The sequence below is a fragment of the Bradyrhizobium zhanjiangense genome (assembly GCF_004114935.1).
Taxonomy (GTDB): domain Bacteria; phylum Pseudomonadota; class Alphaproteobacteria; order Rhizobiales; family Xanthobacteraceae; genus Bradyrhizobium; species Bradyrhizobium zhanjiangense.
In genome coordinates this window covers 6,510,425-6,528,783 of record NZ_CP022221.1, presented here as the reverse complement: position 1 = coordinate 6,528,783, position 18,359 = coordinate 6,510,425, and the positions used below count along the sequence as shown (strand labels likewise).

General features: G+C 65.1%; 18 protein-coding genes. 13 read left to right on the top strand and 5 right to left on the bottom strand.

The window, feature by feature from the left end:
- The first annotated feature begins 266 nt into the window (after window positions 1-266).
- On the top strand, window positions 267-464 hold the full coding sequence (locus tag XH85_RS31375) for a hypothetical protein (protein ID WP_245473270.1): 198 nt from the start codon (window positions 267-269) through the stop codon (window positions 462-464).
- A gap of 234 nt (window positions 465-698) precedes the next feature.
- Complete coding sequence (locus XH85_RS31370; protein ID WP_128934937.1) at window positions 699-3,209, top strand: cation-translocating P-type ATPase; 2,511 nt, start codon at window positions 699-701, stop codon at window positions 3,207-3,209.
- A gap of 84 nt (window positions 3,210-3,293) precedes the next feature.
- Here the strand turns inward: XH85_RS31370 and XH85_RS31365 are convergent, their stop codons facing one another.
- The 5 genes from XH85_RS31365 to ku form a co-directional block, all read right to left on the bottom strand.
- Window positions 3,294-3,713, bottom strand: a complete 420-nt coding sequence (locus XH85_RS31365; RefSeq protein ID WP_128934936.1) for a hypothetical protein — start codon at window positions 3,711-3,713, stop codon at window positions 3,294-3,296.
- Window positions 3,714-4,047: 334 nt separating this feature from the next.
- A complete protein-coding gene (locus XH85_RS31360) occupies window positions 4,048-4,212 on the bottom strand; it encodes a Flp family type IVb pilin (RefSeq protein ID WP_091890949.1) in 165 nt (54 codons plus the stop codon).
- A gap of 207 nt (window positions 4,213-4,419) precedes the next feature.
- Entirely contained in the window at window positions 4,420-4,689 is a 270-nt protein-coding gene (locus XH85_RS31355) for a hypothetical protein (protein WP_128934935.1), read from the bottom strand.
- A 107-nt stretch (window positions 4,690-4,796) separates the two neighbouring features.
- On the bottom strand, window positions 4,797-5,033 hold the full coding sequence (locus tag XH85_RS31350) for a hypothetical protein (protein WP_128934934.1): 237 nt from the start codon (window positions 5,031-5,033) through the stop codon (window positions 4,797-4,799).
- Window positions 5,034-5,092: 59 nt separating this feature from the next.
- A complete protein-coding gene (ku, locus tag XH85_RS31345) occupies window positions 5,093-6,076 on the bottom strand; it encodes a non-homologous end joining protein Ku (protein ID WP_128934933.1) in 984 nt (327 codons plus the stop codon).
- A 232-nt stretch (window positions 6,077-6,308) separates the two neighbouring features.
- Between ku and XH85_RS45460 the strand changes: the two genes are divergently transcribed.
- From XH85_RS45460 to XH85_RS31295, 11 genes are all read left to right on the top strand, one after another.
- Complete coding sequence (locus XH85_RS45460) at window positions 6,309-6,464, top strand: hypothetical protein (protein WP_164934544.1); 156 nt, start codon at window positions 6,309-6,311, stop codon at window positions 6,462-6,464.
- 242 nt (window positions 6,465-6,706) lie between these two features.
- Window positions 6,707-7,378, top strand: a complete 672-nt coding sequence (locus XH85_RS31340; RefSeq protein WP_128934932.1) for a response regulator transcription factor — start codon at window positions 6,707-6,709, stop codon at window positions 7,376-7,378.
- A gap of 84 nt (window positions 7,379-7,462) precedes the next feature.
- The gene (locus XH85_RS31335) at window positions 7,463-8,839 is read left to right on the top strand and encodes a sensor histidine kinase (protein ID WP_128934931.1); all 1,377 of its coding nucleotides are present in this window, start codon (window positions 7,463-7,465) and stop codon (window positions 8,837-8,839) included.
- Between the two features lie 162 nt (window positions 8,840-9,001).
- On the top strand, window positions 9,002-10,402 hold the full coding sequence (locus XH85_RS31330; protein ID WP_128934930.1) for a hypothetical protein: 1,401 nt from the start codon (window positions 9,002-9,004) through the stop codon (window positions 10,400-10,402).
- Between the two features lie 99 nt (window positions 10,403-10,501).
- Window positions 10,502-10,771, top strand: coding sequence for a hypothetical protein (locus tag XH85_RS31325; RefSeq protein ID WP_091890965.1), 270 nt, complete (start codon window positions 10,502-10,504; stop codon window positions 10,769-10,771).
- A 131-nt stretch (window positions 10,772-10,902) separates the two neighbouring features.
- Window positions 10,903-12,012, top strand: a complete 1,110-nt coding sequence (gene ccmI, locus XH85_RS31320) for a c-type cytochrome biogenesis protein CcmI (RefSeq protein WP_128934929.1) — start codon at window positions 10,903-10,905, stop codon at window positions 12,010-12,012.
- Between the two features lie 37 nt (window positions 12,013-12,049).
- Window positions 12,050-12,559 (top strand): cytochrome c maturation protein CcmE, encoded by a 510-nt coding sequence (gene ccmE / locus XH85_RS31315; RefSeq protein WP_128934928.1) that lies wholly within the window; start codon window positions 12,050-12,052, stop codon window positions 12,557-12,559.
- Entirely contained in the window at window positions 12,556-14,538 is a 1,983-nt protein-coding gene (locus XH85_RS31310; protein WP_128934927.1) for a heme lyase CcmF/NrfE family subunit, read from the top strand. The genes ccmE and XH85_RS31310 overlap by 4 nt, the downstream gene beginning before the upstream one ends.
- A 4-nt stretch (window positions 14,539-14,542) precedes the next feature.
- Complete coding sequence (locus tag XH85_RS31305; RefSeq protein WP_091890976.1) at window positions 14,543-15,025, top strand: cytochrome c-type biogenesis protein; 483 nt, start codon at window positions 14,543-14,545, stop codon at window positions 15,023-15,025.
- Window positions 15,026-15,140: 115 nt separating this feature from the next.
- Entirely contained in the window at window positions 15,141-16,484 is a 1,344-nt protein-coding gene (locus XH85_RS31300) for a methyl-accepting chemotaxis protein (RefSeq protein ID WP_128934926.1), read from the top strand.
- A 221-nt stretch (window positions 16,485-16,705) separates the two neighbouring features.
- Window positions 16,706-18,283 carry a Do family serine endopeptidase gene (locus XH85_RS31295; protein ID WP_128934925.1) on the top strand — a complete coding sequence of 526 codons (1,578 nt, stop codon included), beginning with the start codon at window positions 16,706-16,708 and terminating at the stop codon, window positions 18,281-18,283.
- Window positions 18,284-18,359: the final 76 nt, after the last annotated feature.

Below are 18,359 nucleotides of genomic sequence, written 5' to 3'. Positions count from 1 at the left end.
TGCCGCGCGACGAGAAGGCGCACTCACGCGATGCGCTGCTGTCGAAAGAGGCAGCTCAACGCATGCAGCTTGCCACCGAATTCAAACTCCCGCGGTTATCGTGCGAATTTGAAAGTAAGCGCAGATGCGGTGGGGATTCGGTTTGACAGTGTTGAAGCTTCGTAGGAACGCTAATTCCAACGTTGCGAAGGGACAAGTCGACATGATCGAGCTCACCGGTCGATTTCATCTGGTTCGGCAAGAGCGGCGCCGAGATTTGCGCGCAGATGAAGGATCCCAAGCGCAATGGCGGTCGTGACGCTGCCGGTCTCGTCGAGCACTTGCGGCACGATGCGTCGCTGAGCGGCTTCATTCCGCGGGGCTGGGCCCCCGGAGCCGGCCGCGCGACGCCGCCGGGCACTTTCGAAGATCACGTCAAGGACATGGCCGTGTGGGGCGCCGCCGGACAACCCTGTCCGAACTGACGCGTTCGCCAGCCCCAGCAAGGCCCCGTGGGAGCGCAGACGCTTGACCCAGGTCAAGCCGGCAGCCGGTTGCGGCATGCCATGATGGCGTTGAGGGGCGAGATGACGGCCCTCATCGTTCAATTGCTCCTAGGGACCCATGGACTTGAGCCTCGCGAGCTATCCTGACAGCCCCGTTGCCAACGGGAAACACAATGATAAGCCGCCGTGCCCTTCTCACACCGATGGCCGGCGATGCAGGGGCTGACCGCGCCCGAAGCGCAGGCACGGCTGAAGGCCGAAGGCTTCAATGAGCTGCCTCGCACGGAGCGGCGAACGATCGTGCAACTCATCCTTGAGGTGCTGCGCGAGCCCATGCTGCTGTTGCTGCTGGCGGGCGGGCTGATCTACTTCGTCCTGGGCGATCTCGGCGAAGCGCTGTTGCTCCTGGTGTTTGCATCGATCTCGATTGTCATCACCATCGTGCAGGAGGCGCGCACCGAGCGCGTGCTCGAGTCATTGCGCGACCTGACCAGCCCCCGCGCACTCGTGATCCGCGGCGGCGAACACATCCGCATTCCAGGCCGCGAGGTCGTTCGCGGTGACCTGATCATGCTCTCCGAGGGAGACCGCGTGGCGGCGGATGCTACGATCGTTCGATGCGACGATCTCCTGCTGGATGAATCGCTGCTGACGGGGGAATCCGTCCCGGTCCGCAAGCTGGCGCATTCCGCGCTCGATCAGCCGGTGGCGCCGCATGCTGGTGGCGATGACCATCCATTCGTGTTCTCCGGGACGCTGGTAGTGCGCGGAAGCGGCGTGGCTGAAGTCACGTCGACCGGAGTCCGAAGCGAGATCGGCAAGATCGGACAATCGCTACATTCACTGTCGACGGAGGCGCCCCGCCTGAAACAGCAAACGACGCGCCTGGTGGCAATGTTTGCGATCGCCAGCGCCTTCGTGATCGCGTTGACCGTGCTCCTGTATGGACTCTATCGCGGCGGCTGGCTCGAGGGCGTGCTTGCCGGCATTGCGCTCGGCATGTCGATGCTTCCCGAGGAGTTTCCGGTCGTTCTGACGGTGTTTCTCGCCATGGGCGCTTGGCGCATCTCGCAGGCTCGCGTGCTGACGCGGCGGGCCTCGGCCATCGAATCGCTCGGAGCGGCAACCGTGCTCTGCACGGACAAGACGGGCACGCTGACCGAAAACCGCATGACTGTTGCGCGTCTGGTGCTGCCCGATGGTTCACAATACACGCCTGACATCGCGGCGCGCGCGGAGCATACGTTCGATTCATTGATTGAGACTGGCGTCCTGGCCTGCGTCCCGGAGCCGTTCGATCCCATGGAGAAGGCGCTGCATTCGCTCAGGCCGGGGACCGGCACCGGCCGACGACTTGTGCAAAGCTACGGCTTGCGTCCCGACCTGCTCGCCATGTCGAACGTGTGGCGCGGAGGCGACGGTGAATGCGTCGTCGCGGCAAAGGGCGCGCCCGAGACGATCGGCATGCTTTGCGGGATGAGCGCGGAAGAGCTGGCTGAATTGCGGGCACGTGTGGACGCCCTCGCGCGGGAAGGGCTTCGCGTGCTCGGCGTGGCGCGGGCGACTTGCGCGGAGACCGATCTTCCCGAGACGCAACGCGGCTTTTCCCTTGGCTTCTGCGGCCTGACCGGCTTTGCCGATCCGCTGCGGCCTGAAGTGAAGGGCGCCGTCGCCGAATGCCGGTCCGCTGGCATCCGTGTGGTCATGATCACTGGCGACTATCCCGCGACTGCATCTGCGATCGCGACGCGAGCGGGCCTCGATCCCGAACGCATCCTGACGGGGGCGGACGCCGAAGGCATGGCCGATGCCGAACTTGCCCAGGCGGCGCGGGGACAAGCCGTCTTCGCGCGAATTGCGCCGGCCCAGAAACTGCGCATCGTCAATGCGCTCAAGGGTGCCGGCGAAATCGTTGCCATGACCGGCGACGGCGTTAACGACGCGCCGTCGCTGCAGGCTGCCCATATTGGCGTCGCCATGGGCGGGCGCGGCACCGACGTGGCGCGCGAGGCGTCCTCGATCGTTCTGCTTGACGACGATTTCGGCTCCATCGTGAAGGCGATCCGCCTCGGCCGCCGGATCTATGACAATCTTCGCAAGGCGATGAGCTTCATCCTTGCGGTCCACGTTCCGATTGCCGGGCTTGCGCTGCTGCCGTTGGTGACCGGGCTGCCGCTCCTGTTCGGGCCAGTCCACATCGCATTCCTCGAAATGATCATCGATCCCGTCTGCTCCCTGGTATTCGAGGCAGAGACCGAAGAGCGCGACGTGATGCAGAGGCCGCCGCGCTCGCCGGACGAGCCGCTGCTGCCAAGGTCCCTGCTGGTCTGGTCGGCGCTGCAGGGTGCGCTCGCGCTGGCCCTGACCGGGGGCGTGATGGTGACGGCGAATGCCTACGGCATGCCGGCGAACGAGGTGCGTGCCCTGACGTTCTTCTCGCTGGTGTTGGTGATCGTGAGCCTGATCTTCGTCAACCGCTCGTTCTCGACGTCGCTTATCGAAGCCTTTACCCGGCCGAACCGGACACTGGTCATCATTGTCGTGTTCGTGACCACCGTGCTCTCCCTAAGCCTTGCGTGGCCGGCCGCCGCCGACCTATTCCGCTTTGGCCCGCTGCATTCCGACGATCTCGCCGTTACGGTGGTGGCAGCGCTTGTGTCCCTGGTGTTGCTGGAGCTATCGAAATACCCGTTGCGTCATCGCTGGCCTGTCTCAGTCCCGTAGCCCGGATTTCGCTGCGCTCCATTCGGGCCACGAGCTTGCCAGCCGCATGCCGCAGGTCGGTTTCACCAGCGGCTGACAAACCTGCTATTTGCAGTTCTTGCAAATCGTCAGCTTTCGTTGCAACGCCTCGTCTTCCTGATCGATCGACGATTGTCCGGCGAGGCCGTTCGTATCCGGATTGGACCTGGAGCCCTTTGCTGCGCGTGACCTCACGGGCGGCGTCACCCGACTTGGGGTGTCATTGTCGTCGGTGCCGACGCTGAAGCCATCGTAGTCGGCGGCCGGATTCGGCCCCTGCGGAAGCCCGCCGACCACAGGTGGCGAAGCCTCTCTGCCGGATGTCGCCGGCGGAATTCTTGAATTTGTGGCGCTCCCGCGTGGCGGCAATGCATTGGGCGGGGCAAGCGAAACCGGCGGCGCGGCCGAGGTCTGTCCTCTCGCGCCGTCGCCCGACCAGACGCCGACGAACATGAGGCTGAGCGCCAACAGCGTCACGCTTCTCATCTGCATCCTTCAAGCAGCTCTGGTTCATCGTTAGACAGCATGGCTCGTCGAGCCAAGCCGCGGTTGCAGAGCGAGAATCCCGTAAGCAGACATTCGAGTCAATGGAACCGCGGCGTCGCTCCGCACTCTGTCATTGCGAGCGCAGCGAAGCAATCCAGAGTCTTTCCCGCCGAGGGATTCTGGATTGCTTCGCGGAGCCTGTCATCGGACCGCGCTTTGCGCGGACCCGGTGGCCCTCAATGACGGAATTGGGGAGGTGGCATGCTCCGGCAAGGCCGCCGCGAGCCATGCTGAAGTCAACGCATAGGGACGTCGCCTCAGGCCAGGGCGGCCGTTACTTCAGCGACGAACTGATCGAGTTGAACTTGTTGTTGAGGAGCTGGCTGCCCGTGTTGTTCACGACGGTTACGATGGCCAGTGCAATGCCGGCGGCGATCAGGCCGTATTCGATGGCGGTGGCGCCAGTCTCATCGGCAAGGAAAGACCTAAGCAAACTCATTGCCAACTCCTCTTCATCCGAACCAATGTATGGCCGCGTCGTTTTCGAACCCGTAAATCGATCGAATAGATTTTCTGCGCGCTAAAAGAATCAAATCCGGGCGAACGCGCCTCTGTTTCATACGGTGACATTCATTAAATTAAGGTTCCCTCATCCCATCCAAATGGATGCAAATCGGCGCGCTCTCTGCGACAGCCGCAGCGTCCGCTAGGACGTGATCGCGGCGCCGGGAAGGCGGCGTTTCAACATGGCGGTGAGGCGGCCAACGAAGTCCTTTACCGCGCCCCGCTGCGAGCGCGCCCCCGTGCCCGCGGTCCGCTCGCTCTCGCGTGCGTCGTTCACGATGCTGATGTAGCTCTTTCTGACGTCCTGCTGCTGCACGGTACGCGTACCTTGGCTCGATCGGGGCTGGCACCATGCTGTGCGCAAGGACAACCGGTGCTTAATTTTGTCTCCCGTAGGAATACCCTGGTTCATGCGCAGAGCTCCGCCGTATCGGTAAACGACGGTCGCGCTTAACGGATTATTGAGCCTATTCGTCAACGGCCCGGCAAGCATGCTGCTGAAGGGGCCGACTATCGCCCTCATTCGCGCCGTCCGTCCGCATTCAGCGCCCGCAACATGGCGATGCGGGCGAACATCATCCAGCCCCCGCCGGTCTCGGCCGCATTGATCAAGGTCTCGATCGCGGTCTGCCAGTGCGCCTCGTGCTGGGCATCCTCAGGCAGCCGCATGACGTAGTCCGCCGCCTCTTGAAGCGTGAGCAGCTTGCGTTTGTTGCTCACGCGAACCGGATCGTCGAACTCCGCCGACCAGGGCATGTCAGTCCGGCCGACCGGCGAGGGGGGACATCACGGTGCGATTGTTAGGTGCGATGCGTCTAGCTGGCCTTCTTCGCCCGCGCCGGCGCGCGCACCGGCTTGTCGGCCTTCTTCGAAGCCTCCTTGGGCGCAGTCTTCGCCGCGGCGTCCTTGCCGCCCTTGCCGGCGATCGGCAGCAGCATTTCGCGCTGGCCCTCGACGCGCTTCTTCGGCTTCTTGCCCTTGACAGGCTCCTTGACGACCTTTGCCGCGGGCACCGCCTCCTTCTCGCTCGCGAGACTCTTCTTCAGCGCATCCATCAGGTTGATGACATTGCCGCCGGTCTTCGGCGCCGCCTTGGCGGTGATCGGCATGCCGCTGCGCTTCTTGTTGATGAGATCGATCAGCGCGGTCTCGTAATGATCCTCGAACAGCCCGGGCTCGAACGCGCCGGACTTCTTCTCGACGATGTGTTTTGCGAGGTCGAGCATGTCCTTGGTCAGCTTCACGTCCTGGATGTCGTCGAAATACTCGGTTTCGCTCCGCACTTCGTAGGGATAGCGCAGCAGTGTGCCCATCAACCCGCTCTCGAGCGGCTCGAGCGCGATGATGTGCTCGCGGTTGGTCAGCACCACGCGGCCGATTGCGACCTTGTCCATGCTGCGGATGGTTTCGCGGATCACCGCATAGGCGTCGTGGCCGACCTTGCCGTCGGGCACGAGGTAATAGGGACGGATCAGATAGCGGTTGTCGATATCGGCCTTCGGCACGAACTCGTCGATCTCGATCGTGTGCGTGGAGTCCAGCGCGATGTCGTCGAGCTCGTCCTTGGTGACCTCGATATAGGTGTCGGTGTCGACCTTGTAGCCCTTGACGATGTCCTCGGACGTGACCTCGTCACCGGTCTCGGCGTCGACCTTGAGGTACTTGATCCTGTGGCCGGTCTTGCGGTTGATCTGGTTGAAGGAGACCTTCTCGGTATCCGAAGTGGCCGGATAGAGCGCGACCGGACAGGTCACGAGCGACAGACGCAGAAAACCCTTCCAATTGGCGCGGGGGGCCATGGGCTACTCCAAACGCAACGGGGACAGTGACAAGGATACCATCGGGGAACAACGAATCATAGCAAGACGGGCTGCTCAATCTTGCAACTGCGTTAACCGGCCGCTGGGCCTGAGGTTGCTGCCGATCCGCGGGCAAAGGCCGGAACATCATATCCAATCACGCGTTGGCTCCGGATATCGGCTGCGAGGAGGTCGTGGCTATCTGAAGCGACATCCAAAGATTGAGGGCATCATGGCAACCACGCGAGAGCGGCATCAGATCGTGGAAACTCCGACCGAGGCCCGTCAGGGCGAGCCCGGGCCGTCGGTGGCGGCGCTGCTTGCCATCTCGACCGGCCTTGCGATCCTGATCCTCGCCGTCATCTGGTTCGTGTTCTTCCGGACCTGATCGGCCGGGTCCGAACGCCTCGGACCCTTCCTATTCGCCGCGTGACGCGGCACATTGCGCCCGCCATGCCGTCGGCTCGTCCGGTTGCCTGGCGGGCGCAGTCGCGTCGGCGCGTGGGAGGTCGTATATGACCAAAAAGTAACGTGCCGGTTCCCCGCGTTCATATTCAGTTCACGCCGGAATTGCTCATCTCTGGCCGTGGTCATGCAGCCTGTTCTTGCAGCCAATCTTTGGAGAGAAGCGTGCGCCTGCTCGTTGTTGAGGACGACCCCGATCTCAATCGCCAGCTCACCAAGGCGCTGACCGACGCTGGTTATGTCGTCGACCGCGCTTTCGACGGGGAGGAGGGGCACTATCTCGGCGACAACGAGCCGTATGACGCCGTGGTGCTCGACATCGGCCTGCCGAAGAAGGACGGCATCTCGGTGCTGGAGGCCTGGCGCCGCAACGGCCGCACCATGCCGGTCCTGATCCTCACCGCGCGCGACCGCTGGAGCGACAAGGTGCAGGGGTTCGACGCTGGCGCCGACGACTATGTCGCAAAGCCGTTCCACCTGGAGGAGGTGCTGGCGCGCATCCGCGCGCTGCTGCGCCGCTCGACCGGTCATGCCCAGAGCGAACTCAGCTGCGGCCCGGTCACGCTCGATACCAGGACCGGCCGGGTCAGCGTGTCAGGCAATCCCGTGAAGATGACCTCGCACGAATATCGGCTTCTGGCCTATCTGATGCACCATTCCGGGCGCGTGGTCTCCCGCACCGAGCTGGTCGAGCATCTCTACGACCAGGATTTTGACCGCGACTCCAACACCATCGAGGTCTTCGTCGGCCGCATCCGCAAGAAGCTCGACGTCGACATCATCCAGACCGTCCGTGGCCTCGGCTATCTCCTGACCCCGCCATCCCCCGGCGCTTGAAGCGTCTTGACGGGCGGCTCGACAGGGGCCTTGGTCCGGTCATGACCGACGCCCTGCCATCCTGCGCCTCCCGGGATCGTCCCGATGCCCGCTAGCTCGCTTGCGAACCGCCTGTTCCTGTCGGCGACCGCCTGGCTCGTGGTGATCCTGGCCATCACCGGCGTGGTGTTGTCGTCGGTCTACAAGAACGCCACCGAGCGCGCCTTCGACCGTCGTCTCAATCTCTATCTCCGCACGTTGATCGCCGAGGTCGCGACCCCCGACGAGCCGCCCGACCGCCAGTTCCAGTCGCTCGGCGAGCCCTTGTTCGAACTGCCGCTGTCGGGCTGGTACTGGCAGATCACGCGGACCGACACCGAGAAGCCGGAGGTGCGCTCGTCGCGCTCGCTCTGGGACAAGAAACTGCCGAAGCTGGAAGAGCAGGGGGCCGAGCTCACCGCCGCCGGCATCCGACTCGCCTATGTCGATGGTCCGGAAGGGCAGAACCTGCGCATGGTGGAGCGGCCGGTCGATCTCGGTGCCGACGGCAAGTTTCTCGTCAGCGTCGCCGGCGACGACACCGAGATTTTCGACGAGACGCGGAGCTTCGACTACTATCTCGGCGGCACGTTTACGGCGCTCGGCATCGTGCTGCTGCTGACCACCGTGTTCCAGGTCCGCTTTGGCCTGGCGCCGCTCAAGCGCATCTCGGAATCCATCGCCGACATCCGCTCCGGGCGGGCGGAGCGGCTCGAGGGCGAATTTCCCGTCGAGATCGCGCCTTTGGCGCGCGAGACCAATGCGTTGATCGACGCCAATCGCGAGATCGTCGAGCGGGCGCGCACCCATGTCGGCAATCTCGCCCATGCGATCAAGACGCCGCTCTCGGTCATCGTCAACGAGGCCGGCGCCCACGCGGCCGATCCGTTCGCGTCCAAGGTGATGGAGCAGGCGGACGTGATGCGCGATCAGGTCGCCCATCATCTGGAGCGCGCCCGCATTGCGGCGCGGGTCTCGGTGGTCGCGACCGTGACGGAGGTGGCGCCCGCCATCGAGGCGCTGCGGCGGACCATGGAGAAGATCCATCGCGACCGTGGCATCGTGGTCGAGGCCAAGGCCGATCCGTCTGCGAAGTTCCGGGGCGAGCGGCAGGATCTGGAGGAGATGGTCGGCAATCTCGTCGACAATGCCTGCAAATGGGCGGCCTCGCGCGTCTTCATCGAGGTTCTGGTCGAGATGCCGCACCAGACCGGCGCCGGCCCGCGCCTGCGGATCATCGTCGATGACGACGGTCGCGGCCTGTCGGAGACCGAGCGCGCCAAGGTCTCCCGGCGCGGCCAGCGGCTCGACGAATCCAAGCCCGGCTCGGGGCTGGGGCTGTCGATCGTGACCGATCTCGCCGCGCTTTATGGCGGCAGCCTCTCGCTCGGCGGGGCGCCGATCGGGGGCCTGCGGGCCGAACTGGTCCTTCCCGGTCTATAGTCCATTGTTCTCACTGGATTTTTCGTTGCGGCCGATGCCCCTGCAGGAGAAAACCGGAGGCATTCGAGGCGACTTCCTAAACGGCTTCTTAAGTGGGGACCTCTTAAGATCGCGCCCGGACGCATCCCATGTCCGCCATTTTACCGTGCATGACCCGGGCGCATGAGCCAGACATCGATCGAGCGGCTGAGGGAATATCTCGCGCAGCTCCCGCCGCAGTCGCAGGCGCTGCTGATGCGGGAGTTCGAGCGCGCGCTGGAGCGTGGCCAGGACACGGCTGTCGCGACCCTCGTGCTCGAGCAGTTGCGCAAGATCGTCCGCAAGAGCGAAGCCGACGAGGCCCCGCCGCCGCGTACGGACGATCTGTCGCGCCTGCTGTTCCAAGTGTTGGAACCGTTCCTGGTCGAGGCGGGCGCCCCGATCCGGGTCGGACAAATCCGCCGCTCCTCGCTGCACCCGATCTGGCAATGGCTCGGCCGTGACGGCGCCCCGGACAAGGTGAATGAATTCGAGGCGGCGCTGGCCCGCATGCCGGCAGACAGTGCCGGCCAGGTCGAGGCGCTGGCCTCAAAGCTCCAGGCGGTGGCTGCGGACGCGATCTTCGCGCTGACGGGGCCCGGCGGCGGCGACAAGTCGCGCGCGCTGGCCCGTGTCGGCCCGCCCAACGTGATCGATGATCTCTATTCGATCGGTGCGGTGCTCCAGGTCCGGGAAGCCATCGCCGCTCTGAACGAGAAGCTGCCGCGCTTCCTGCGCGCCTTCGGCGATTCCCAGATCGCCTCGGTGACGTCAGCGCTCAACATTCCCGTTCTCCAGACCCCGCAGATGCTGCCCTTCGCGCTGTCGATGGTGGTGCAGCGGATGACCGCGCCGTGGCAGATCATCCGCCTTGCCATCAAGATTGCCGCATCGGACGACGAGATCCGCGTCGCCGCAACGCCCTACGGTGTCGCCGTCACGATCGCCCTGCATGATTTGTCCTGTGTTGCCGCGATCCTGCGCATGGACATCAAGCGCGGCCATTTCGACAATGTCGCCGGCAATCTCAAGGCGCTGCATGACGGCGTGCGCGGCCTGCGCACCGAGCTGGACCTGCGCAACGATTCCGCCTGGGGCAAGCAGTTGGTCTCGATCCGGGCCGACATCTCCAATGCGCTGCAATCCGAGATCGACAGCGTTCCCGGCCGCGTTCGCCGCATCCTGCGGCAGCGCGCCGAGAAGGACATTCCGCCGGGGGCGCGAATCGACAGCACCGAGGTCGAGGAAACCGTGGCGCTGATCGATTTCGTCGCGACCTGCCGCAACTATGCGAGCGAGCTTGCGATCAACGAGGTGACGCTGCGCACCTATTCCGACCTCCAGCAATATGTCGAACGCTCGACCGAACAGCTGGTGCAGTCGCTGCGCGCCGCCGATCACAAGGTCCGCACCTATCGACAGCAGCAGGTGCAGGCCGCGATCCGCTTCTGCCAGGTGCTGTTCGGCGACGATTACGCCTCGCTGATGAGTCGTGCGGCAGAAAACGCGCTCACGGGCGAGCGCAAATCGTCGCGCGCAAGCTGATATAAGCGCATATTTTCGTGATCACAATTTGAGGTTGACGCTGCCGGTAGCGAGCCCTACGGTCCCGTGCAAGTCCGGGGAATTTCTATTTGTGGGCGCATGAAACCCATTATCAGCTCCATCGAAATCGAGAACCGCGTCATCACTGCCAAATATCAACGACTGATGGTCGGCGCGAAGGTGGTGCTGGTCGAGAAGGCAAGCGGTCGGCAACTGCCGGAGACAGTCACCAGGGTCGCCTCGCCGGTTCCGGTAGGGGCGTTGCGCATCAGAATGCCCGCTGCAATCCGGCCCGGAACATACTTCCTGAAGGCCTTCAACGGGCACGGCGAGGATGCCGCGCAAAGTGCGGACTTCGAGATCGGCTAAGCCGTTGGAGTTTCATCGTTTCGGGACCGCGCGCGGTCGCGCCGAATTGACAATTGTCAATTGCCGCCTCGTCCGGCCGTGGTGTAAAGCCACCTGTGGGCGCGGATCGTGCGCCGCCGGAAGCTTGCCAGATGACGCTATGGTTCGTGTTCGCGCTGATGACGGTCGCGGCGATTTTCGCCGTGCTTCTGCCGCTCGGCCGCAGCGGACGCGCGCAAAATCAAGGCAGCGAGGTCGCGGTCTACAAGGACCAACTGGCCGAGATCGAGCGTGATCTCGGCACGGGACTGATCGCAGCTCCTGAAGCCGAGGCTGCGCGCGTCGAGATCAGCCGCCGGCTGCTCGCCGCCGCTGCCAGCGACCCCGCAACTGCGCCGAAATCGAGCCTGAAATGGCGCCGCGCCGCGGCCGTGCTGGCGCTCGCCGGTCTGCCGCTGGTTGCGATCGGCGTCTACATGCCGCTCGGCTCGCCCAAGCTTCAGGACTTTCCCTTGGCGCAGCGCGAGCGCGGATCCGGGTCCGGCATGGCGCAATCGCTCGAGAACCTCGTCGTGCAAGTCGAGCAACATCTGGAAAAGAATCCGACCGACGGTCGCGGCTGGAACGTGCTCGCGCCGGTGCTGGAGCGGCTCGGCCGCTTCGACGATGCGGTGCGCGCCTATCGCAACTCGCTCACCTACAATGGCGAGAGCCCCGAGCGCCGCTCCGATCTCGGCGAGGCGCTCTCGGCCGCTGCCGGCGGCGTCGTGACCGCCGAGGCCAAGGTGGAATTCGAGCGTGCGCACGCGCTCAATGCCGACGATCCCAAGGCGAACTACTTCCTGGGGCTCGCCGCCGAGCAGGACGGCCGCAAGGACGATGCCGCCAATATCTGGCGCACGCTGCTGGCGAAGGCGCCGGCGGATGCGCCGTGGCGTCCTTTGGTGCAATCTTCGTTGGCGCGGGTCGGCGGCGGCACGATGCCGGCGCTGTCGGATGAGACGATCGCAGCGTCCAAGGACATGGCCGAGGGCGATCGCAACGCGATGGTGCGCGGCATGGTCGAACGCCTCGCCACGCGGCTCAAGCAGAACGGCGATGACGTCGAGGGGTGGCTGCGCCTGGTGCGCGCCTATCTCGTGATGGGCGACCGTGGCAAGGCGGTGGGGGCATCGGCCGATGCCCGGCAGGCCGTCGCCGGCGACGCCGAGCGGCTGCGCCAGCTCAACGAAGGGCTCAGGACCCTCGGGCTCGGCGGATGACGATGTCGGGACGGGACGAGCGGAGAACGGATACGCCATGACGCGCAAGCAGCGACGTATGACCATCATCGGCGGCTCGCTCGCCGTGCTCGCGCTCGCCGCCGCGCTGGTGCTCAACGCATTGCGCGATTCCATCGTGTTCTTCTCGACTCCGACCATGGTCGCCGAGAAGCACGTAGGGCCCGGCAAGCGGTTTCGCCTCGGCGGGCTGGTGCAGCCCGGCTCGCTCCAGCGCGGCGACAATCTCGCGGTGACCTTCGAGGTCGCCGACGGCAACGCCAAGCTGCCGGTCGCCTATAAGGGCATCCTGCCCGACCTGTTCCGTGAAGGGCAGGGCGTCGTCGCCGAAGGCGCGCTCGACGCAAACGGCGTGTTCAAGGCCGACACCGTGCTTGCCAAGCACGACGAAACCTACATGCCCAAGGACGTCGCCGATGCCCTGAGGAAGCAGGGGCACTGGAAGGACGATTACGGCGGCACAGCTTCGGGCGGCAGCAAACCTGCGGCCACGACCGCGCAGGGCAATCCGCAGGGAGCGGTGCGGTGATCGCAGAATCCGGACACTACGCGCTGGTGCTGGCGCTCGGGCTCGCACTGATCCAGTCCGTCGTGCCGTTGATCGGCGCGCGCCTGCGCGACGTTGCATTGATGAACGTGGCGCGCTCCACCGCGCTGGCGCAGCTGCTGTTCGTCGGCGCCTCGTTCACGGCGCTGGTGATGCTGCACGTGAACTCGGATTTCTCTGTCGCCAACGTCTACGAGAATTCCCACTCGATGAAGCCGCTACTCTACAAGATCACCGGCGTGTGGGGAAACCATGAAGGCTCGATGCTGCTGTGGGTGTCGATTCTCGCGCTGTTCGGTGGGCTGGTCGCGGCTTTCGGCAACAATCTGCCGCTGTCGCTGCGCGCGCACGTGCTGGCCGTGCAGGCCTGGATCGCCAGCGCCTTCTATCTCTTCATCCTGGTGACCTCGAACCCGTTTCTGCGCATCGCCAATCCGCCGATCGAGGGGCGCGATCTCAATCCGGTGCTCCAGGACATCGGTCTCGCCGTGCATCCGCCGATGCTCTATCTCGGCTATGTCGGCTTCTCGATCTCGTTCTCCTTCGCCATCGCGGCGCTGATGGAGGGGCGGATCGACGCGGCCTGGGCGCGTTGGGTGCGGCCGTGGACGTTGGTCGCCTGGATCTTCCTGACGCTCGGCATCGCCATGGGCTCGTACTGGGCCTATTACGAGCTCGGCTGGGGCGGCTGGTGGTTCTGGGATCCCGTCGAGAACGCCTCGCTGATGCCGTGGCTTGCCGGCACCGCGCTGCTGCATTCGGCGCTGGTGATGGAGAAGCGCGACGCGCTGAAGGTCTGGACCATCCTGTTGTCGATCCTGACCTTCTCGCTGTCGCTGCTCGGCACCTTCCTGGTGCGCTCGGGCGTCATCACCTCGGTGCACGCCTTCGCCACCGATCCGACCCGCGGCGTATTCATCCTGCTGATCCTCTGCCTGTTCATCGGCGGCAGCCTGTCGTTGTTCGTGGGCCGCGCCACCTCGTTGAAGCAGGGCGGTCTGTTCGCGCCGATCTCGCGCGAGGGCGCCTTGGTGCTGAACAACCTGCTGCTCACGGTCGCCTGCGCAGTCGTGCTGTTCGGCACTCTCTATCCGTTGGCGATGGAGATGCTGGCCGACTTCAAGATGTCGGTCGGCGCGCCCTTCTACAATCTCACCTTCGCTCCGCTGTTTGCCCTGTTGCTGCTCGCCGTTCCGTTCGGCCCGATGCTGGCGTGGAAGCGCGGCGATCTGCTCGGCGTGACGCAGCGCCTGCTCGCGGCGGGCGTTGCCAGCCTCGTCGTCGTCGCCATCACCTGGGCCTGGGCGCGGGGCGGCAGCGCGCTGGCGCCGCTCGCGATCGGGCTCGGTGTCTTCGTCGTCGCTGGCGCGGTCACCGACATCGTCGAGCGGACGGGCCTGGTTCGCCTGCCGTTCGCAACAGTGCTGCACCGGGCGCGCGGCCTGCCGCGCTCGGCCTGGGGCACCGCGCTCGCGCATGCCGGCCTCGGCGTCGCGCTGATCGGAATCGTCTGCGAGACCACCTGGAACAGCGAATATATCGCGACGATGAAGCAAAGCGACGTCGCTCACGTCGCCGGCTACGACGTGAAGCTCGACGGGCTGTTTCAGCGCCAGGGCCCGAACTACCGCGAGATGATCGCCGAGTTCAACGTCAGCCGCGACGGCGAGACGCTCAGCGTCATGACGCCGTCCAAGCGCAGCTTCACCACCCGCGGCTCCTCGACCACCGAGGCGGCGCTGCTAACGCGCGGCGCGAGCCAGCTCTACATCTCGCTCGGTGACGCCACCGCCGAGGGCGCCATCGCGGTGCGCATCTATGACAAGCCGCTGGTGCTGCTGATCTGGTGGGGGCCGGTGCTGATGGCATTCGGCGGCGTACTGTCGCTGTCCGACCGCCGCTTGCGGGTCGGTGCGCCGAAGCCGGCGCGGGCCAAGCAGCGCCTCCAGCCGGCGGAGTGATCCGATGCGCCGGATGTGGTTCGTGATCGTCGCGCTGATGCTGCTGGCCTGGCCTGCGGCGCACGCGGTGCAGCCTGACGAGATCATGTCGGATCCCGCCAAGGAGGCGCGCGCCCGCGACTTGTCGCGCGAGCTGCGTTGCATGGTCTGCCAGAACCAGTCGATCGATGATTCCGACGCGCCGCTCGCGCGCGATTTGCGCCTGCTGGTGCGCGAGCGCATCGCCGCTGGCGACAGCAATTCGCAGGTGCTCGACTTCCTGGTCGCGCGCTATGGCGAGTTTGTGCTGCTGAAGCCGCGCTTCGAGCGCCAGACCATGCTGCTATGGCTGCTCGCGCCGCTTCTGCTGGTTGGCGGCGGCCTGGCGCTATGGCTGCAAATCCGGCGCCGCGCGCGAAGCGGTGCAGACCTACCGGCGCCGCCGCTTTCGCCCGACGAGGAGGCGCGGCTCGCCGCGTTGATGTCGGATGATGCCAAATCGTCCTAGCGTCCTGGCTGCGCCATGATGCGGAGGCCGCCGGTGCCGGCCCTCGTGTTTCATGCTATGTTGACCTTTGTCTGGAAACTTGTCGCGAGATTTGATTCCAGATTCTGAGTCCCCGATGTTCACGAATAGCAATCTGACGATCCGCTTCCTGGTCGGCGCTGTCGTCGCTGCATTATTGTTCCTGCTGGGCATCGGCGGCGGCACCGGATTCGTCGCGGTGCTCTACCTCGACAACGAGATCACCAGCCTGTCGTCGGACTTCGCCGCGCTGAGCGGTCCGGCACGCGATCATGCGATGCAGATCTACCAGCAGGCGCAGACCGCCTTCTCCTATTTCCTGATCGCCTGCGGCGTGATCGCGGTCGTCGCCGTCGCGATCTGCCTCACCACCTGGTTTGCCGTGCGCAACGGCATCCTCAATCCCTTGGCAGCGATCGTGCATGCCATGCGCGAGGTCGCCGATCAGAAATTCGAGACGCCGGTTCCGGGGCTCGGCGGCACCAACGAGATCGGCCTGCTCGCCGGTGCGCTGGAGGTTTTCAAGACCAATGGCCTCGAGCGGCGCCGCCTCACCGAGCGGCAGTTGCATGAGGCGCAGCACCAGGCCGAGCGGTCGACATTTTTGGACGCACGGATCAAGCGCTTCAACGATCTCGTCGCCAGCGTCGTCGACAGCGTGGCGTCCTCGGCTGTGCACCTGAAGAGCAACGCCGAGACGCTGTCGCGGACCGCCAACGACACCAGCACCAAGGCCAATGTGGTGGCAAGCGCCGCGAGCCAGGCCAGCGCCAGCGTCCAGACCGTTGCGGGCTCGGCCGAGGAGATGACCAATTCGATCGGCACGATCAGCCGCCGCGTCACCGATGCGACCCAGCGCGCCGAGGGCGCAGCGTCCGAGGCCGAGAAGAGCCGCGACACCATCCACACGCTGTCCGATGCGGCCGACAAGATCGGCGAGGTCGTGCAGCTCGTGCAGGCGATCGCCTCGCAGACCAATCTGCTGGCGCTCAATGCCACAATCGAGGCGGCGCGGGCGGGGGAGGCCGGCAAGGGATTTGCGGTGGTCGCGTCCGAGGTGAAGAGTTTGGCGCACCAGACCAGCAAGGCTACGGAGGAGATCACCTCGCATGTCGCCAGCATCCAGGGCATCACCGCACAGACGCGCGGCGCGATCGACGGCATTTCCAAGACGCTGTCGGAGATCTCGTCGATCATGTCCGGTATTGAGGTCGACACCGCCCAGCAACGCAATGCCACGCAGGAAATCACGCGCAGCGCCCAGGATGCCGCGCACGGCACACTCGACGTCTCCAATCACATCGTCCAGATCACCTCGACCTCGGCCGAGACCGGGCGCATGGCCGCCGAGGCGCGCGATTCCGCGGTCGATCTGTCGCGGCAGGCCGAGACCTTGAAACGCGAGGTCGACGAGTTCATCGTCAGTGTCAGGGCAAGCTAAAATCGTCCAAGCAGGGTTCCACGCTCATCGCGGGAACTCGATTAAGTTCCTGTAGAACCACGATTTTCGGGCTGCGCTAAACTGCCGCATCCACGCCGCCGCTTCATTACGAAAGTTTAACCCCGCCGCCAGCGCACGGTAAGGCGGGAGCCCCCATGTTCAGGACCGTAAGGTGCCGCTATCCGGCGCCAAATGAATTTCAAGGCCCTGGAGATCTCTGCATGACCGACCGTCCCGACCTCTCGAATCTTCCGTCCTACCGGCAGCCGCGCCGGTCGGTGTTCTCCGCGCGCAAGATCGCGCTGATGGCCTCGGTCGTCGCCGGTCTCGGCGCGGCCGTCTATGGCTTCAGCCCGTCGACCTCGCCGGCGGACCTGTTCTCCAGCCCGGCGCATGCGCAGGTCAACCAAGAGGTTCGGAAGGTCGAGCGTCCGATCGGCTTCGCCGACATCGTCGAGCGCGTGAAGCCGTCGGTGATCTCGGTGAAGGTCAACATCAAGGAGAAGACCGCGAGCAACGATGACGGCGATGATTCCTCCTCGCCGTTCCAGCCGGGCTCGCCGATGGAGCGCTTCTTCCGCCGCTTCGGCGGTCCGGACGGTTTCCCGGGCCTGAAGGGCGGCCGTGGCCGTGTCGTGCAGGGCCAGGGCTCCGGCTTCTTCATCTCGCCCGACGGCTATGCCGTGACCAACAACCACGTGGTCGACGGCGCCGACAAGGTCGAGGTCACCACCGACGACGGCAAGACTTATACCGCCAAGGTGATCGGCACCGACCAGCGCACCGACCTCGCCCTGATCAAGGTCGAGGGCAGCTCGAACTTCTCATTCGCCAAGCTCGCGGATAGCAAGCCGCGGATCGGCGACTGGGTGCTCGCAGTCGGCAATCCCTTCGGTCTCGGCGGCACCGTGACCGCGGGCATCGTCTCGGCCAGCGGCCGTGACATCGGCAACGGTCCCTATGATGATTTCATCCAGATCGATGCGCCCGTGAACAAGGGCAATTCGGGCGGTCCGGCTTTCGACACCAACGGTGAGGTGATGGGCGTCAACACCGCGATCTACTCGCCCTCGGGCGGCAGCGTCGGCATCGCGTTCTCGATTCCCGCCAACACCGTCAAGAGCGTGGTGGCCCAGCTCAAGGACAAGGGCTCGGTCAGCCGCGGTTGGATCGGCGTGCAGATCCAGCCGGTGACGTCTGACATCGCCGACAGCCTCGGCATGAAGAAGGCCGAAGGCGCGCTGGTGGCGGAGCCGCAGGCGAACGGTCCGGCGGCGAAGGCCGGCATCGAGTCCGGTGACGTGATCACCTCGGTCAACGGCGAATCCGTCAAGGACGCCCGCGAGCTCGCCCGCACCATCGGCGGCATGGCACCCGGCGCGACCGTGAAGCTCAACGTGCTGCACAAGGGCCAGGACAAGGTGGTGAACCTCACCCTCGGCCAGCTGCCGAACACGATCGAGGCCAAGGCCGACGCCGACAATGACAAGGGCAAGGGTGCGAGCCGCGGCACCGATGTTCCCAAGCTCGGCATGACGGTTGCGCCCGCCAATTCCGTGGCCGGTGCCGGCAAGGAAGGCGTCGTGGTCACCGAAGTCGATCCCAAGAGCGCCGCGGCCGAACGCGGCTTCAAGGAAGGCGACGTGATTCTCGAAGTCGGCGGCAAGAGCGTGAGCACCGCCGGCGAAGTCCGCGACGCCATCAACACGGCGCGGACCGACAACAAGAACAGCGTCCTGATGCGCGTGAAGAGCGGCGGCCAGTCGCGCTTCGTCGCCGTGCCCATCGCCAAGGGCTAACAAGGGCTGAAGCCTCAGGAGGCCAATGAGATGAAGGGTGTCGCCGGCATCAGTCGCCCCCGCCGCCGGCGCCCTT

What these genes read in the sequence shown, in the direction of transcription:
- XH85_RS31370 (WP_128934937.1), top strand. Translation starts at nt 699, where the DNA reads ATGCAGGGGCTGACCGCGCCCGAAGCGCAGGCACGGCTGAAGGCCGAA.
- XH85_RS31335 (WP_128934931.1), top strand. Translation starts at nt 7,463, where the DNA reads ATGCCCGCTAGCTCGCTTGCGAACCGCCTGTTCCTGTCGGCGACCGCC.
- ccmE (WP_128934928.1), top strand. Translation starts at nt 12,050, where the DNA reads ATGACGCGCAAGCAGCGACGTATGACCATCATCGGCGGCTCGCTCGCC.
- XH85_RS31355 (WP_128934935.1), bottom strand. Translation starts at nt 4,689, where the DNA reads ATGAACCAGGGTATTCCTACGGGAGACAAAATTAAGCACCGGTTGTCC.
- XH85_RS31360 (WP_091890949.1), bottom strand. Translation starts at nt 4,212, where the DNA reads ATGAGTTTGCTTAGGTCTTTCCTTGCCGATGAGACTGGCGCCACCGCC.
- XH85_RS31300 (WP_128934926.1), top strand. Translation starts at nt 15,141, where the DNA reads ATGTTCACGAATAGCAATCTGACGATCCGCTTCCTGGTCGGCGCTGTC.
- XH85_RS31305 (WP_091890976.1), top strand. Translation starts at nt 14,543, where the DNA reads ATGCGCCGGATGTGGTTCGTGATCGTCGCGCTGATGCTGCTGGCCTGG.
- XH85_RS31365 (WP_128934936.1), bottom strand. Translation starts at nt 3,713, where the DNA reads ATGAGAAGCGTGACGCTGTTGGCGCTCAGCCTCATGTTCGTCGGCGTC.
- ku (WP_128934933.1), bottom strand. Translation starts at nt 6,076, where the DNA reads ATGGCCCCCCGCGCCAATTGGAAGGGTTTTCTGCGTCTGTCGCTCGTG.
- XH85_RS45460 (WP_164934544.1), top strand. Translation starts at nt 6,309, where the DNA reads ATGGCAACCACGCGAGAGCGGCATCAGATCGTGGAAACTCCGACCGAG.
- XH85_RS31295 (WP_128934925.1), top strand. Translation starts at nt 16,706, where the DNA reads ATGACCGACCGTCCCGACCTCTCGAATCTTCCGTCCTACCGGCAGCCG.
- XH85_RS31375 (WP_245473270.1), top strand. Translation starts at nt 267, where the DNA reads ATGAAGGATCCCAAGCGCAATGGCGGTCGTGACGCTGCCGGTCTCGTC.
- XH85_RS31330 (WP_128934930.1), top strand. Translation starts at nt 9,002, where the DNA reads ATGAGCCAGACATCGATCGAGCGGCTGAGGGAATATCTCGCGCAGCTC.
- ccmI (WP_128934929.1), top strand. Translation starts at nt 10,903, where the DNA reads ATGACGCTATGGTTCGTGTTCGCGCTGATGACGGTCGCGGCGATTTTC.
- XH85_RS31325 (WP_091890965.1), top strand. Translation starts at nt 10,502, where the DNA reads ATGAAACCCATTATCAGCTCCATCGAAATCGAGAACCGCGTCATCACT.
- XH85_RS31350 (WP_128934934.1), bottom strand. Translation starts at nt 5,033, where the DNA reads ATGCCCTGGTCGGCGGAGTTCGACGATCCGGTTCGCGTGAGCAACAAA.